This is a genomic window from Legionella fairfieldensis ATCC 49588 (assembly GCF_000621525.1).
Taxonomy (GTDB): domain Bacteria; phylum Pseudomonadota; class Gammaproteobacteria; order Legionellales; family Legionellaceae; genus Tatlockia; species Tatlockia fairfieldensis.
Window position 1 is genome coordinate 19,194 of record NZ_JHYC01000010.1, and the last position, 16,800, is coordinate 35,993.

Genomic DNA, 16,800 nt, shown 5'->3' on the forward strand with positions numbered 1-16,800 from the left:
TCGTATGAAGACAAGAACCGTGACAAGTTATTAACGCACTCTATACTGAACCGCCTCCTCTTCATTAAAATGATATTCATGGTACGTGGGATGATCAGGAAAAATTAGCTGAGCAAGGGCCTGCTCATCGAAGTCGGGAACAGGTAAATACGATTGTCTTTTTATTTCATTTTTAATACATTTTTCTCTTTGCACCGTCTTAAAATATATGTCTTTTTGGAACTGGAATAATTTCTTCACATAAGTACTATACCAACCAACATAGTGTAATTGGTACGCTGTAAGGTCTAAATTAGCAAAGTGGGGTTTAATTTGTTTAATAAAATTAATAACCCTCTTTTCATAGAGTTGCCATAACTTCCGCAGAGTCTCTTCTTCGAAAGGCTTATTTGGATCATACTTGGAAATTTCTTTCACTGTACTTTGATAAAAAAAATCCACGGTATTGCACTGAAACATAGTGAGTTCTTCACACTTGATCATAAAGGAATCTTTCATAACTATTTTGGCCTCAATCACATACTTTTCGCTTAACTCGAAGCTTAAAAGACAAAAAAACTATCAGAAAGAACGATAAAATGTCAATCTTTTCTCTTAAGCAACTGCTTCACGAATGACCCAAATACGCTCAGCCTTACCTATAGAATTAGCAGGTTGCGTCCATAAAACCAGAGGCTTATCACTGGTAACAACAGGCATGAATTGAGAAGAAAGCGCCACTGCAAAAGGATATTTTTTCCTCAACGCCTGTAAAGTAACAAGTGTCTTGTTCGCGTCTGTCTGATTATCTCTGAGAATAAGTTCATTACTTCGATACAACACAGCAACAGGCTGTCCTTTAAAAGCCTGTTTGACTACTGTTTCAAGACGTCGCCACTTTGCCTGACGCCCCCGTTGTAATTCAGCTTGCGTTGGATTCTGCTGAAACTTGATTCGCCGATGGGGCGTAAAAACTTTGGCCAGAATATTATTCCCCGGTTTTTGTTGTAAAAAATAAGCGCATAAGGCATCAAGGAGATAACGCCCTGAAAACGCTTTCCCGCCTGCGCGTTTATTAATAAAAATAGCAAACGCTAACGTATGCGCGTTGGCGGTATACAAATAACCTGAAAGGCTGGCCACCCCAGTCATCGTTCCAGTTTTCGCGCGGACAAGATCTTGCTGATCGGGTTTTTTGAACCGCTTTTGCAAGGTTCCGTCACGACCAGACACAGGTAAGGCCGCAATATATTCATACGATAGAGGAAAACGCTCATGTAAAAAGCGCAACAGGCTAACTGTCTGGTTAGGTGTTAACAAATCATGACGCGATAAACCAGAACCATCCGTCAATACAGCGTTACCAAGCTCGATGCCTGTTTGCTGCTGGATGAAATGTTTTAAAATAGGTTGTGCTTCACCCCAATTCACAGGAGACCCGTACAACTTTTCTGCTGCGTGCAAAAATAAACTATCCGCATACAGATTATCCGAGGGCTTTAATGTATCCGCCATCAGTTGAGCAATTGGTTTTGAACTTTCAGTTGCAATAAGTAAAGATCCCACAGGGGCTTTACCTAGCAAGATATTCCCCTCAAGAATAATATTTGCTTCGCTTAACTGTCGTCTTATCAATCCTTGAGCATAGGCCAGGGGATTACGAATAGCCATCTTCTGCATGACGGCCCATTGACCCACCCCCACACAACCACGCACCGTTAAACGATTTTCTTTATCCATAGAAAAATCCACACCACAGTGCTGAGCAGTCGCCTTTGTTTTTACCTGATTATTAATTGTAATGCTGCCACTCGCATCATCTGTTTCAACGATAGCCGGTTCATCGGCCTTGTCGGCCGGATTTACGGTTACGGCTAAACGATTGGTATCCATGATTAAGGGGGCAACAGGGGCACCATAGCTATAAACCAGATCAGAAACCATCCATCCAGGAGGATAGGGATCAACAATAGCATGACTGCTATCGATATAGACATTCCCTTTAATATGATTGATATGCCAACTTTTTAAGCCCGCAAGCAGCGCCGCCAGCCGTTCATGACTAAAAGAAGGATCACCTGATAAGTGTAAGTACAACGAGCCTTTCAAAATACCCTGCTGCAATTGAGTGGCATTTGTACTCAATTGATTTTTGAAACGATAATCAGGCCCCAAAACCATGAGCGCCGCCGCATCCGAAAACAGTTTCATATTACTGGCTGGAATGAAAGTCCGTGTCTGGTTGCGGCGATAGATTGTTGCGCCTGTCGTTAAATCAATAACCTCGATGCCAATATTCATTGCCGGATCAATTTGATTGATCAAACGATCAACGCCGCCTTGCAAGGTCGCATAAGAGGATAACGACAAAAGTGCACACAATAGACTCGATAATGTCCTTTTCATCGATTTGGATTCCTTAGCCTTAAAAAATTTCATCGGGAAGAAAGCGCCTAATCATAGCGCAAGCCCATCTTCTCCAAAAGTCCTGCCAGAGTATCATTATCAAAAAATTTTACCTGGAGCCATCCACCGGAGTCAGCATCGTTAATAATTTGCACAGGAGCACCGACTTGCTCTGCGAGGCTGATTTGTAAACGTTCGATATCCCGATCTTTTTGAGGATTGGTTCTCGTTTTTTCCTGAGTTTTTAATTCCCGCACTTTCTTTTCCAACTGCCTTACTGACCAGTCATTTGCTTCAATTTGATTTGCCAGCATTAATTGCCGAGTATCCGACAGGCCAACCAGCATACGAGCATGACCTAAAGACAATTGACCCTGCCTTATTCGCTCTTGTACCGCTTCACAAAGGGAAAGCAAACGTAAAATATTTGCAATATGGCTGCGTGATTTTCCTACAAGAGTGGCAATTTCATCCTGTTGAAAACAAAACTCGTCCAGTAAACGACGATAACCGGTTGCTTCTTCAATTAAATTTAAATCCTGGCGTTGAATATTTTCAATCAGAGTCACCGCCGCGGCCTGCTCATCACTATAAGCGCCAATCAAGCAAGGTAATTCAGATAACCCGGCCAGCATGGCGGCTCGCCATCGGCGCTCTCCTGCAATAATTTCGTAATGACCGGCAGAAAGTTCCCTGACTACCAGCGCTTCGATTAGACCCTGGGTGGCAATTGATTGCGCTAACTCTTGCAGCGAGTTCGCGTCAAAATTCACTCTCGGTTGATAACGACCTGGTTGAAGATTCTCAATAGGAATCATTTTAAATCGGGCTTTCATTGACTGCCTGTCATTTTATGTTTGCTCATAAAGAAACCAACCGAAATGAAATAACATGTGAGAAATAATTGACGCTAACAACCCATATTGCCAAAAAAGCCATCCGAAAAGAATGGCTTGCCAGGTATTTAACATAAAGATTGAATAAATAAATCGACGATGAGGTTGACAACCTGCGGCTAAATAAACAGGCACCTGCCCTAATGAAAAAAGCATGCCGCTCACAAGGATTGCAGTCCAGACCGATATCGTATTTCTTGATCCTGTCAATAACATGGCAAAAAAAGCAACCATATTCATTAAACCCCATCGCACAAGAATTTCTTCCGCAATGCCGCTATACAGCACGCAACCATCAAGACCTGAAGCCGCATGCATTTTTTGCATAATTTGTTGAGTGTTTTCATCAAGGATACTGGCCACCACACCGTAATACAGAACAAAAAAAACAAGCAAACCACCCAATGTGTACAAGAAGACAGGAAGCAACATTGCCTGTACGTTGTTCACGACAAATTGTCCCTGCAATAAAGCATCCAAAATTGGCGCCGTTAAACCCGTGCGAACTGATAACAGGGAACCAACGAAACTCATCACCATCACCATAATTAACGATTGGGAAACGGCAATACGGCTGATACGCTTTCTCAGAGTCTCGCTGTTATCGGGTAACAAGAAATGAATAAGCCGAGGTATGGCAATAAAAACACCGGGAAGTGACAGAAAAAATAATACCATAACAAGCGGCCAGTTAATCTGCATTTTATTTTTTCCTGAGCAAACTATAAAAAAACCCATCGCCGTTAAAATCACCTGGCAAAATCTGCCAGCCATAATCTACTGCGCGCCCACAAGGTAACCCGGCGCATACCACTTCACAATCCGGTTGATCTACAATAAATGCTGCAATTTGTCGCTCGTTTTCTTCTTTCATTATCGAGCAGGTCGCATACACCAGCAAACCATTCAAGGCTAATAAAGGCCATAACTGATGTAATAATTGGTTCTGTAACCTCGCAACTGCACTAATTTCATCCTCTAACCGTAGTAAACGTATATCAGGATGACGCCGAATTACTCCTGTTGCAGAACAAGGTGCATCAAGGAGGATACGATCAAACAGTTGTCCATCCCACCAGGTTTCCGGTTTAAGACCATCCCCTTGCAACAAGGTTGCCTGTAAGTTTAAACGTACCAAATTATCAGCAACTCGTTCTAAACGTTTTTCATCCAAATCCACCGCAATACACGCAGCAAGTTCTGGTTGGGCTTCCAGAATGTGGCAGGTTTTACCACCTGGCGCGCAACAGGCATCCAGAACTCTTAATCCGGGTTGCAAATCTAAAAGGGATACAGCCAGTTGAGCAGACTCGTCCTGCACAGATACCGCACCACTAGCAAAACCGGGTAAATCATGAACATTGCAAGGAACATCCAAAGTAAATCCTACAGGCGAATAACATTGAGCATGAGCATCAATACCGGCTTGTTGCAAACAGGTCAGGTATTGTTGGCAAGAGAATTGCCGCTGGTTTACTCGTAAGCTCATAGGTGGATGTTCATCATTTGCTTTTAAGATAACTTGCCAGTTCTGGGGCCAATCTTTTTGGATCCGCCGAATAAACCAGTCAGGATGACCATAGAGAAAATCCTGATTAGTTTGCAAAGACGCCAGAATTTGTGCCTTTTCACGACAAAATCGTCTTAAAACGGCATTAGCCAAACCTTTAGCCCAATTTTTTTTTAATGCGTCAAGCAAATCCACGGTTTCCTTTACAACCGCATAATCAGGTTTTTGCATGAAATGTAATTGATAGAGGCCGATCAATAATACCAGCCACACCTCAGGTGCCTTGGGTCGTTTATCCACCAAAGAGTCCGCTAATGCTTGCAGGCGATAATAATGTCGGCAGACACCAAAGCACAATTCTTTCGTTAATGGAGACAAATGGGCGGGTTGCATCAGGTGAGAAAGAGGGGTTTTTGTTTCAACTACCTTGATTAACAGACGCAACGCTTCCAGACGTTCATTAGACTTCTTTCCAAACCCTGCCGTAGAGGTAAACTCTCGTCCTTTACCCTCTGAGGCAGCGTTGGAAAAGGGTTTATTTTTTTTCATCGCAGGACCCGATTCACCTGAAGTTGTGAGCGTCCTGCGTTTAGCCAGTCCGCAACGGACATTGCTTTTGCACCAGGAAATTGTATTTGCTCAACCATCAATGCCTGCTGGCCCGTTGCAACCAGCATTCCTTGTCTATCAAGAGAAACAATTGTCCCCGGTTCAACCGCAAGAGCAACGTCAGTAATTACATGAGCACGATGAATACGCAATACCTCGTTACCCACTTTAGTATAAGCAATTGGCCAGGGATTAAAAGCACGTATCTGCCTGTCAATGTCTACTGCCGATTTGTACCAATCAATAGCCGCCTCTTCTTTTTTAATCTTTTTCGCATAAGTGGCTAAATTGTCATCTTGTGCTTTGGGTATCGCCCTCCCGCAAGATAACGTTTCAAGTGTTGCAAGCAAAGGATTTATTGCTAACTGAGCAAGTTTGTCATGCAAGCTGCCGGCAGTCTCCTCAGGAAGAATCGGACAACTGATTTCTGCCAGCATATCGCCTGTATCCATGCCGACATCCATTTGCATAATGGTTACCCCTGCCTGTTTATCGCCATGCAATATCGTTTGTTGTATGGGAGAAGCACCACGCCAACGCGGGAGTAATGACGCATGTACATTAATGCAGCCCAAACGCGGTAAAGTTAACACTTCGCGCGGTAAAATCAAACCGTAAGCAATAACAACAAGAATATCAGGTTGTAACGCTTTAAGTTCCGCAACCGTTGCTTCAGTTTTGAAATGGGAAGGCTGATAAACAGGTAGATGCTGCGACAAAGCCCAGCTTTTAACCGCAGAAGCTTGTAATTTACGCCCGCGACCTGCCGGTCTGTCGGGCTGAGTATAAACAGCTAATAGCTGATGCCGGGAATGGGCAAGCGCGTTAAGGCAAGGCAGGCCAAATTCCGGGGTTCCAGCGAATATAATCTTTAAATTTTTCATCGTTTGCGCAAGTTTTTTTGACGCTTGAATTTATCAAGTTTTCTGCGTGCCATTGCCCGTTTGAGCGGAGAAAGCAAATCAACAAATAATTTGCCATTCAAATGATCAATCTCATGTTGAAAACACTCCCCCAAAAGCCCTTCCCCGCTCATTTCAAACACTTTACCAAAACGGTCCAAAGCCTGAATCGTGACTTTGCGAGCTCGTTTTACTTTGTCGTAAGCGCCCGGGACTGATAAACAACCTTCCTCGTATTCAGCCTCCCCTTCGGCTGCAATAATTTCGGGATTCACAAGAACCAATTGCTGTTTTTTATCACCGATCACATCAATAACCGATAAACGCAAACCAACGCCGATTTGGGGCGCAGCGAGTCCTACCCCTTTGGCGTGATACATGGTCTCGAACATATCTTCAATGAGCACTTGTAAAGCATCGTCAAACTGCTCGACAGGTTTGGCAACCTGCCGCAATCGTTCATCAGGCAAATAAAGAATCTTACGAATAGCCATATTTCAATCTATGTTACGACCAGGAATGCATGCTATTATCCTCAATACTATGTCATGCTGCAACTCGATTAATAACGTATAACGGAAAACAGAGCGACTGACTATTGAATCAGAACGGATATAAAGTAACCAACCATGAACAATACTTATTATTTTCTGGCCTTAAACCGAATCAGCCACATTGGCCCTCGTACTATTTTAAAATTACTAAACTATTGGCCCGACCTTGAAGAAATGTTTCAACTGTCTGCTGAACAACTACAGCAAGCTGGACTCTCGGCCAGAATCGCTTATTCAATCAGGCAATTTAATTTTGATCAGGTCGATGCTGATTTACGCTGGCAAGAATTACCTAATCACCATCTGTTAACCTGGGATGATGTCAATTATCCTGCTTTGCTTAAAGAAATTCATGACCCGCCCATTGTATTATATGCACAGGGTGATCTGACTTGCCTGCAACAAACAGCGCTGGCAATGGTCGGCAGTCGGAAACCATCCATCATCGGCAGCGAAACAGCCAGACGCTTTGCCTATGAATTGGCTCCTTATCTTACTATTGTGAGTGGTTTGGCTTCGGGCATCGATGGACAGGCGCATGAAGGTTGTCTTCAAGGCAATGGCAAAACGATTGCTGTCATGGGGACGGGTATCGATCATATCTATCCACGTCAACATGCCTCTCTTGCCACCAGAATTTACCAGAACGGTTTACTGCTCACCGAATTTCCATTAAAAACCACGCCTAAAGCTGGACATTTTCCACGCAGAAACCGTATAATAAGTGGTTTATCATTAGCCACGTTGGTCGTTGAGGCGGCAATCCGCAGCGGTTCTCTGGTAACAGCACGGCTTGCTTTGGAACAAAATCGCGATGTTCTGGCTATACCCGGTTCTATTCACAACCCTCAAGCCCAGGGTTGTCATTACTTATTACAGCAAGGCGCACGATTAATTACATCAACACAAGACATCCTGGAGGAATTAGGGATAGACCAACAAATGCAATGGCCCTCACAAGTCCTTGCCAGAGATAATGAAAACCTAGTAAAGTGCATTGGCTTTGAATTAACAACTGTTGATCAACTGGTTTTACGTAGTGGTTTAAGTGTTGAAGAGGTAACCTGTGGCTTAGCTACATTGGAATTGCAAGGTACTATTAAAGCAGTACCTGGCGGTTATATGAGGTCATTATGAAAGATAGCTTGTTTGAAATATTAATGAATTTTTTTACAAAAAGTTTGTCTCAGTTAAAAGAAAACAGCATTAATAGTAGAAAAATGGAGTCGGATCAAATAGATATTGAAGCTGATGATCTTACTGAACCGGAAAACAGATCGATTTTTATAAAATCAGCCCAAAATCATACTATACGTATCTTTACCGATGAAGAAAAAATAAAATTGACGAAAGCAAGCTATCAATTTTTAACCCGTCTCATGCAATGGGGGATTATTGCACCCGAAGTACTGGAATCTATTATTAATCAATTGCTTTTCTCCGAATCACGCTTTGTCAGCTTACAAGAAACAAAATGGGTTATCCGCAATCTATTGGCTGAAAATCTCGATAGCACACAGTTGGCTTTTCTTGATCTTGTGCTATACCACAAAGAAGATAAATTAACGTTACACTAGGATTTGTTGACATTTTGCTAGAAAATCGGCCTGTTTCGGCCAGAATAGCAGATAGGTTAACAGACCCTGATAGCCAACGAAGGAAAGGTTATTTTTATGAGCAAACACCTGGTTATCGTAGAATCACCTGCGAAAGCTAAAACCATACAAAAATATTTGGGCAAGGATTATGACGTTCTGGCTTCTTATGGCCATGTTCGTGACCTGCCGCCTCGCAAAGGTTCGGTCAATCCTGACAAACAATTTGCCATGACTTATAGTCCCATTGAAAAAAATGCTCGCCATATCGAATCCATTGCCAAGGCATTGAAAAAATCTGACTCTCTTTTACTTGCGACCGACCCTGATCGCGAAGGAGAAGCTATTTCATGGCATGTTTACGAATTGATGAAAGAACGTAATTTACTGAAAAACAAAGAAGTGCATCGCATCTTTTTTAATGAAATTACCAAATCGGCTATTCAGGAAGCAATAAGCAAGCCCCGTTCTATTTCCATGGATTTGGTTAATGCGCAGCAAGCCAGACGAGCATTGGATTATCTGGTGGGTTTTAACCTCTCCCCTTTACTCTGGAAAAAAATTCGCCGTGGTCTTTCCGCAGGTCGGGTACAAAGTCCTGCACTTAGACTTATCGTAGAGCGGGAAGAGGAAATTGAGCAATTTGTTTCGCAAGAATATTGGCGTATTATTGCGCAATGCCAGCATGATAAAACACCTTTTGAAGCAAGACTTACTCATTATGAACAGGAAAAATTACAGCAGTTTACGATCAATGAAACTGACTATGCCCATCGTGTCAGAGATAGTCTGCTTAAACAAGCGCAGGGTATTCTTTTAGTTAGTCATGTTGAAAAGAAACAGCGTAAACGCAAACCGGCTGCGCCTTTTATTACATCAACTTTACAGCAGGAAGCTGCACGAAAATTAGGGTTTACCGCACGAAAAACCATGATGGTGGCCCAGCAACTCTATGAAGGAATTGACATCGGTACCGGTACCGTGGGTTTAATTACTTATATGCGTACTGATTCTGTTAATCTCGCAGTTGAAGCAATCGACGAAATTCGCAATTTTATTGGTGAGCGCTACGGAAAGGATAATTGTCCTGAGAAAGCACGTCTTTTTAAAACCAAATCGAAAAATGCTCAAGAAGCGCATGAAGCAATACGCCCTACCTCAATCAAACGAACGCCGGAATTGATGCAACAGGCGCTGACAGGAGATCAGTTTAAACTTTATACGTTAATTTGGAAACGAACCATCGCCTGTCAAATGGCCGAAGCATTGCTCGATACGGTAGCAGTTGATCTCACTTGCGGTGAAGGAAATATTTTTCGTGCCAATGGGTCAACCATTACCTTTTCAGGCTTTCTTACCGTCTATGAAGAAGGACGAGACGATTCTCAACTGGAAGATGAGCAAAATACGTTATTACCCAACTTGAAAGCCGGTGATAAAGTCCATTTGGATAATATTCTCGCCAATCAACATTTTACTGAACCGCCTCCCCGTTATTCTGAAGCATCGCTTGTTAAAGCACTGGAAGAATACGACATAGGTCGTCCATCCACCTACGCTTCTATTATCCATACTTTACAACAACGTGAATATGTTATTGTTGATAAAAAACGTTTTGTTCCTACGGATGTAGGACGTATTGTCAATCGTTTTTTAACGGGTTATTTCACTCGTTATGTCGATTATACATTTACCGCTCATCTCGAAGACACCCTTGATGCGGTATCGAGAGGAGAAAAGGAATGGATCCCTGTATTAGAAGAATTCTGGAAACCTTTTATCCAACAGATTCATACTACCGATGAACAAGTGCAACGTAAAGACGTCACCACAGAGACACTCGATGAGCAATGCCCTAAATGTGGCAAACCTCTGGCAATTCGTTTAGGCAAACGCGGTCGTTTTATTGGCTGCACAGGCTATCCTGAATGCGATTATACACAGGATTTAAGTAATCCGGACACTGAAAAAACCGAACCCCAGATTATTGAAGATCGCCCCTGTCCCGATTGTGGAGGACCTCTTCATATCAAAACCGGACGTTATGGCCGCTTTATAGGCTGTGGCAATTATCCTCAATGCAAACACATAGAGCCTTTGGAAAAACCGGCAGATACTGGTGTTGAATGCCCTAAATGCCATGATGCTAAAATTCTCAAACGTAAATCACGAAAGGGAAAAATATTTTACTCTTGCGGTAGTTATCCCAAGTGTGATTATGCATTGTGGAACGAACCAATCGATAAACCCTGCCCACAATGTGCCTGGCCTTTATTAACAGTCAAGGAAACGAAACGCGCCGGACGACAAATTATTTGTCCCCATGAAGGATGTGGTTACTCTGTGCATGAGGATTGATATTACCTTGCACAATCAACAATGATTAAAGTTTAACTACTAATTTATCGATAGACATGGGTAATGGGCATAATGCCATAATAATGGTAAGTGTCCACGCAATGGCGTGAACTTAAGGCCAATTTTCATTACCCCATTCCACGACTTACCCTTGGGTTCAGGATTAACGTACGTGCTGGATTCCACGGACAAGCCGTGGAACGTAGACATTCTCTTAAGTTGAAGCCATTGAGCGCTCATATAAGGGGGTAACTTAAGAACAATTTTGCATTGTCCAAGTCCTACAGGCCCGAGGAACCCAGAATTAACGTACGTGCTGGATTCCACGGACAAGCCGTGGAACGTAGGCATTCTCTTAAGTTGAAGCCATTGCGTGAACAATTACTAATAATGTTCTCTAATAAATTGCCAGACCCTAGACGGTCTGGCTAATAGATAATGGAGTTAATACGTTAGCTTCGGGCACAACGAACGTCAAGCCCCTGATCCTTAGTGACAATGCGGATCTGAAAGCTGTTGCCAGATTCGAAGTGCTGCCCCCCACGCGATGTATCTGTGTCCTCGGTAGAACTCCAGTAATCAGTATTAAGGCCGCCAAATCCGAAGACATCACCTGAGCGTTCGCGATGTTTGAATTGCCTCATCGTCCCCGTCCCATTGTTCACCGTACAAATCTGGATCGCTGGTTGAGACGAAACTGTGACATAATAAAACGCGCTCTGAGCTAATGGCGTGGCAAGGTAAAACGGCCATCGCTTTGCGTCAGTGTATTGCCACCGTTATTTTACAACGACACAGAACCTGCAAGACCCGAAAAAGACGTCCATGGGCAAATAAAAAGAGCGGTAATCAAATCAGACTAACATTAATCATTTAAGCTAAAATTTGAATCCTGTTATCAACTATGCATTAGCTGTTCAATGTAACGCCTGCAAGTGAGTGGTTTATCAAGATAATTGATCATATAACGGGTTCCACCTGTGCCGGTGATTATCAAAGTGCCATAACGAAAAATGCTACCTAATACAGATTGGCGGATATCAATGGATTCAATTTTGCTTAAAGGAATATCCGTTGTGTTTCTAACTAACATACCTGTGCATAAAATGACTTGTTTGTTTTTGATAGTCAGGGATGAAAAATGGTAGGTAACCCAGGTCATTACTCCCCAAATAAACGCAAAAATAACCAGGAGCAGGGCCACCTCTTTTAACTGAGTAATCATTATACCGACTATCATTGCCAAACAAGCAAAGACGATTGGCCCTAAAAACAAAACCCAATGAAGTCTTGCCAAATATATTACATTATTATCAGTATTATCCGCCATTGTCTGCTCTTTATTGTCACTTTGTTGGGATATATCATATTGTAGATACTACAAATTTGCTATGCTATAGTTTTTTAATTATGTCACAGGATAGCTTGCAATGAGCGTAATTTTGCTTGACACTGGCAAAGCCCAACGTGCCTGTCACAGCATCCAGGAAAAAGCTGGCATCGTGCCTCAATCTCTGGATACCGCGGACAAGCCGCGGTACGTAGGCATCGTTAAAAATCAACGAATACTTAAGACTAAGTGCAGGGGCGGGGAATGACATTGTAATCTTTGTACCGGAGAAAACATTGTAATAGCTCAGGTGGAGGATGTTAATGTTTCCAATGATCAGAGTTGATCTCAACTATTCGATGTGTTCACCCTGCCCCTGTCGAAAATAACGTTTATTAGCAAAGTGAATTAAATGCGTCCTATTAGCCATTGTTTAAACTCTCGACTCCTGGATATTTGCCATCGAGCCACACAACTGGACGACTTAAATAAAAAACTAAACGATTATTTACCTTTTTCTTTAATCGGCCATTGTCAGGCAGGTGCATTTAATCGAGGCTGTCTTCTTCTTATCGCTTCAAATGCAGCCTGGGCTACCGAACTGCGTTATTATCTTCCCGAGCTACGTGATAAATTACGAAAAGCTGGCTTATATCAATTAACGTCTATTAAGATTGCTCTCGCTGAACCTGATGTTCATACACCGTCCAAACAACTTAATAAACTGGCTTTATCCGCTTCTGCGCGAGATAGCATTCGGACAGCAGGAGAGCTTTGTTCTTATCAACCGCTAAAAGACGCACTCTATCAGTTAGCTGATATTAAAGCGCAGGATAAAATCATTGAATAGATCAATACAAATCATTGCAACTTGCTAAGGCATGAATAGTATGAGTTGTCCATAAAATAACAAAACATTGAAACAAGCTGAAGAACGTAGGTATTCTTCTTAAATGCGAATTATACTTCAACAGGAGCAAGACAAAAAGCTGTCGTGGGTTGATAATTTTCCGCATCAAAATAGGTGTATTCCCAAGCATCCTGGCGTACCATTAGTTCACGTAACAAACGATTATTGAGGCCATGGCCTGATTTATACCCTTCAAAAGCACCAATTAATCCACAACCCAAAAGATACAAATCACCAATTGCATCCAGAACTTTATGGGTAACAAATTCGCTATCAAAACGCAACCCATCTTCGTTCAATACTCGGTAATCATCAACTACAATCGCATTATCCAGACTCCCTCCCTTTGCAAGATCGGCTTCACGCAATTTTTCATAATCCGATAAAAAACCAAAAGTTCTTGCACGACAAACTTCTTTTACATAGGATGTGGCGGAAAAATCAAAAGTAGCTGTTTGAGGTTTATCATTAAATACCGGGTGGTCGAAATCAATTGTAAAAGACACTTTGTAACCATCGTAAGGTAAAAACTGGACGTATTTGTCCTCGTCCTCAATACGAATAGGTTTTAAAATACGAATAAAACGCTTGGCAGCGCCTTGCTCGCGAATGCCCGCAGATTGAATTAAGAAAACAAAAGGTGCAGCACTCCCATCCATGATGGGTAGCTCGGATGCATTAACATCCACATAAGCATTGTCAATACCAAGACCGGCAAAAGCAGAAAGCAAATGCTCCACTGTCGCTACTTTCACGCCATTTTTTTGCAGTGAAGTACAAAGCATTGTATCTCCAACACAATCATATAGCGCAGGAATTTCTACCACAGGACTCAAATCAGTACGTCTAAAAATAATGCCGGTATTAATGGGAGCCGGGTGTAAAGTAAGAAGAACTTTTTCGCCGGAATGCAAACCAACGCCTGTCGCTTGAATGACTTTTTTAGGAGTTCTTTGTTTTATCATTCAGTGATCACCTTTTTCGATATCCCATATTTTGCGCGCAATAGACCTGCAAATCATAGCAATAAATTACTGATTTGTCTAAGATTGTCGCTCGTGATATGCAAAAAACTCCTTTTTTAATTGTATTTAAAACCAGTTAGACCTAAAAAAATACATTATTCCTCCAGGCAAACTGATTACAATCAGGTATCCTGCGAATGTCAGCCATTACGAATAACATTCGTTTACCTGTATATAGGGTCCCAAAACGACAAAACTATAACTTTTTATGCCTCTTCTTTCTCTTCCTGACGACGCAAAAATGCAGGAATATCAAGATAATCGACATCCGGAGCTGGCGATTCGTTAACCGATTTGAGTGGGGCAGTTGCCTGCTTACGCATGAATGCAGGTCTATCAAGTTGTTGATAATCAAAAGAACCATCACTACGAGTCGAATCAGCAAGGCGAGTTTTTGCTATCACAGTTTGCTGTTGACGGGTGCGCGGCGAATCGTTACTACCACCAAGACCAGTGACAATCACTGTAACTCGCATTTCATCGGTCATTTCGGGATCAATCACTGTACCAACAACAACAGTCGCATCATCCGAAATGAACTCTTTAACAACATCGCCCACTTCTTCAAATTCGCCAATGGACATGTCCAAACCGGCAGTAATATTGACCAGAATACCTCGCGCTCCCGAAAAATTAACATCTTCCAATAAAGGCGAAGCAATAGCCGCTTCTGCTGCCTGCCGCGCTCTTTGTTCACCTGTAGCACTTCCTGTTCCCATCATTGCCATGCCCATTTCAGACATTACTGTACGAACATCAGCAAAATCGACATTAATTAATCCGGGACGGGTTATGAGGTCAGAAATACCTTTTACTGCGCCTAAAAGGACATTGTTTGCTGCTTTAAACGCATTCAGTAAACTAATATTTTTACCTAAAACACTGAGTAATTTGTTATTGGGAATAGTAATCAGAGAATCAACGTGTTGCGCCAGGCATTGAATTCCTTCTTCAGCAGCCAATGCTCGTTGCTTTCCTTCAAAGGAAAAAGGCTTGGTGACGACAGCCACAGTAAGAATGCCTAATTCTTTCGCAACTTCTGCAAAAACAGGCGCAGCCCCCGTACCCGTTCCTCCTCCCATACCGGCCGTGATAAATACCATGTCAGCGCCTGCCAACACTTCTTTGATCCGCTCGCGATCTTCTTCCGCTGCTTCACGGCCAATCTTGGGATTTGCACCAGCACCCAGTCCTTTGGTTAACTCATCCCCCAATTGAATATGAATTTTTGCATTGGAATTTCGTAGTGCCTGCGCATCCGTGTTAGCGCAAACAAATTGCACGCCATCAATGTGGTGTTCCAACATGTGCTGTACAGCATTTCCACCGCCACCACCGACACCAACGACCGTAATTACGGCAATGTCCTGCTGTCTTTCCGTTATTTCAAACATTCGACCTCTCCACTAATTCTGCGATTAGAATATTAATTAGACTGTAATTCCCAAGCTAAAAATTACCATGAAACCATTCTTTCATACGCCTCCACACCCCTTTACTACTATCGTTCAGAGCAGGAACATTATAACTGCCTTCATATTGCTGTTGAAAGCCATGCAACAGTAAACCGACACAAGTTGCCAGGGATGGATTGACTGTCGCTTCAACCAGACCTGAAACTCGTTGATGTTGAGCATAACCGTGACGAACCGGCATTTCAAAACACACTTCAGCCAATTCAATACCGCCTTGAACGCAAGACCCGCCCCCTGTGATAACTACACCCGCAGCGAGGCGCTGCTCCAAACCATGGCGTCTTAATTCATTACGTACCAAAGAAAATAATTCTTCATAGCGAGCAGAGACTACTTCAGAGAGTACCTTCGCCGAGATTTTCCGGCCTGGCCGTTCATTCATGCTTAATACTTCCAGCATATCGCTTGTTTTGGCAAGTTCAGGCATGGCAAAAGCATGCTTGATTTTAATGGCCTCCGCCGCTTTTGTAGGTGTTCGCAATGCCATGGCAATATCATTGGTGACCTGATCACCCGCAATTGGAATTACAGCGGTGTATTGAATAGCGCCATCATAAAATACAGCAATATCAGTAGTTCCTCCACCGATATCAATCAAACAAACACCTAACTCTTTTTCGTCCTCCGTTAACACAGCATGGCTTGAAGCCAGTTGCTCAAGGATAATGTCATTCACTTCAAGGCCACAACGGCGCACGCATTTAATAATATTTTGAGCAGCACTGACAGCACCGGTTACAATATGTACCCGGGCTTCAAGACGAACGCCCGCCATCCCTGCCGGCTCACGAATACTGCCTTGATTATCAACAATAAATTCCTGCGGTAAAATGTGAAGAATTTTTTGATCGGCAGGAATAGCGACTGCCTTGGCCGCATCAATAACACGCTCTACATCGACCTGAGAAACTTCCTTGTCGCGAATAGCAACTATACCATGAGAATTCAAACTGCGAATATGGCTTCCTGCAATTCCTGTATAGACGCTCCGAACTTCACAGCCTGCCATCAGTTCAGCTTCCTGCACAGCGCGCTGAATCGTGTTGACAGTCGCTTCAATGTCAACAACTACTCCGCGTTTCAATCCGCGTGAAGGATGGCATCCCAGACCAATAATTTCTATGGCGCCATCTGCAGTCACTTCACCAATCAGCGCCACCACCTTGGATGTGCCAATATCCAAACCGGTAATGATATTTTTTTCTTGTTTTTTAGCCATTATCGTTCCGTTCAGTAACTTTTAATTTGAGA

General features: G+C 42.8%; 15 protein-coding genes. 4 read left to right on the forward strand and 11 right to left on the reverse strand.

Annotated features, from left to right (window positions below):
* Nucleotides 1-30: 30 nt before the first annotated feature.
* From T345_RS0103745 to def, 7 genes are all read right to left on the reverse strand, one after another.
* A complete protein-coding gene (locus T345_RS0103745; RefSeq protein ID WP_028388159.1) occupies nt 31-483 on the reverse strand; it encodes a hypothetical protein in 453 nt (150 codons plus the stop codon).
* Nucleotides 484-594: 111 nt separating this feature from the next.
* Nucleotides 595-2,385, reverse strand: a complete 1,791-nt coding sequence (gene dacB / locus T345_RS0103750; protein WP_028388160.1) for a D-alanyl-D-alanine carboxypeptidase/D-alanyl-D-alanine endopeptidase — start codon at nt 2,383-2,385, stop codon at nt 595-597.
* A 47-nt stretch (nt 2,386-2,432) separates the two neighbouring features.
* A complete protein-coding gene (locus T345_RS0103755; protein WP_028388161.1) occupies nt 2,433-3,221 on the reverse strand; it encodes a ParB/RepB/Spo0J family partition protein in 789 nt (262 codons plus the stop codon).
* 15 nt (nt 3,222-3,236) lie between these two features.
* Complete coding sequence (locus tag T345_RS0103760; RefSeq protein WP_028388162.1) at nt 3,237-3,983, reverse strand: CPBP family glutamic-type intramembrane protease; 747 nt, start codon at nt 3,981-3,983, stop codon at nt 3,237-3,239.
* Nucleotide 3,984: 1 nt separating this feature from the next.
* On the reverse strand, nt 3,985-5,340 hold the full coding sequence (gene rsmB / locus T345_RS0103765) for a 16S rRNA (cytosine(967)-C(5))-methyltransferase RsmB (RefSeq protein ID WP_035918096.1): 1,356 nt from the start codon (nt 5,338-5,340) through the stop codon (nt 3,985-3,987).
* The gene (fmt, locus tag T345_RS0103770; RefSeq protein WP_028388164.1) at nt 5,337-6,284 is read right to left on the reverse strand and encodes a methionyl-tRNA formyltransferase; all 948 of its coding nucleotides are present in this window, start codon (nt 6,282-6,284) and stop codon (nt 5,337-5,339) included. Before fmt ends, rsmB begins: the two co-directional genes overlap by 4 nt.
* Nucleotides 6,281-6,796: a peptide deformylase gene (gene def, locus T345_RS0103775; RefSeq protein ID WP_028388165.1), complete on the reverse strand. Its 516-nt coding sequence runs from the start codon at nt 6,794-6,796 to the stop codon at nt 6,281-6,283. The genes fmt and def overlap by 4 nt, the downstream gene beginning before the upstream one ends.
* Nucleotides 6,797-6,931: 135 nt before the next feature.
* On the opposite strand from def, the gene dprA reads away from it, so the two are divergent.
* From dprA to topA, 3 genes are all read left to right on the forward strand, one after another.
* Nucleotides 6,932-7,993, forward strand: a complete 1,062-nt coding sequence (gene dprA / locus T345_RS0103780) for a DNA-processing protein DprA (RefSeq protein WP_028388166.1) — start codon at nt 6,932-6,934, stop codon at nt 7,991-7,993.
* A complete protein-coding gene (locus tag T345_RS0103785; RefSeq protein ID WP_028388167.1) occupies nt 7,990-8,433 on the forward strand; it encodes a DUF494 family protein in 444 nt (147 codons plus the stop codon). Before dprA ends, T345_RS0103785 begins: the two co-directional genes overlap by 4 nt.
* A 96-nt stretch (nt 8,434-8,529) precedes the next feature.
* The gene (topA, locus tag T345_RS0103790; protein WP_028388168.1) at nt 8,530-10,809 is read left to right on the forward strand and encodes a type I DNA topoisomerase; all 2,280 of its coding nucleotides are present in this window, start codon (nt 8,530-8,532) and stop codon (nt 10,807-10,809) included.
* Between the two features lie 898 nt (nt 10,810-11,707).
* Here the strand turns inward: topA and T345_RS0103795 are convergent.
* On the reverse strand, nt 11,708-12,139 hold the full coding sequence (locus tag T345_RS0103795) for a PH domain-containing protein (RefSeq protein ID WP_028388169.1): 432 nt from the start codon (nt 12,137-12,139) through the stop codon (nt 11,708-11,710).
* Nucleotides 12,140-12,551: 412 nt separating this feature from the next.
* Here T345_RS0103795 and T345_RS0103805 point away from each other — a divergent pair, with 412 nt between their 5' ends.
* Nucleotides 12,552-12,989 carry a DciA family protein gene (locus T345_RS0103805; RefSeq protein WP_028388170.1) on the forward strand — a complete coding sequence of 146 codons (438 nt, stop codon included), beginning with the start codon at nt 12,552-12,554 and terminating at the stop codon, nt 12,987-12,989.
* Nucleotides 12,990-13,099: 110 nt separating this feature from the next.
* Here the strand turns inward: T345_RS0103805 and lpxC are convergent, their stop codons facing one another.
* The 3 genes from lpxC to ftsA form a co-directional block, all read right to left on the reverse strand.
* A complete protein-coding gene (gene lpxC, locus T345_RS0103810; RefSeq protein ID WP_028388171.1) occupies nt 13,100-14,014 on the reverse strand; it encodes a UDP-3-O-acyl-N-acetylglucosamine deacetylase in 915 nt (304 codons plus the stop codon).
* A 266-nt stretch (nt 14,015-14,280) separates the two neighbouring features.
* The gene (ftsZ, locus tag T345_RS0103815) at nt 14,281-15,468 is read right to left on the reverse strand and encodes a cell division protein FtsZ (RefSeq protein WP_028388172.1); all 1,188 of its coding nucleotides are present in this window, start codon (nt 15,466-15,468) and stop codon (nt 14,281-14,283) included.
* A gap of 55 nt (nt 15,469-15,523) precedes the next feature.
* The gene (gene ftsA, locus T345_RS0103820) at nt 15,524-16,768 is read right to left on the reverse strand and encodes a cell division protein FtsA (RefSeq protein WP_028388173.1); all 1,245 of its coding nucleotides are present in this window, start codon (nt 16,766-16,768) and stop codon (nt 15,524-15,526) included.
* Nucleotides 16,769-16,800 lie beyond the last annotated feature (32 nt).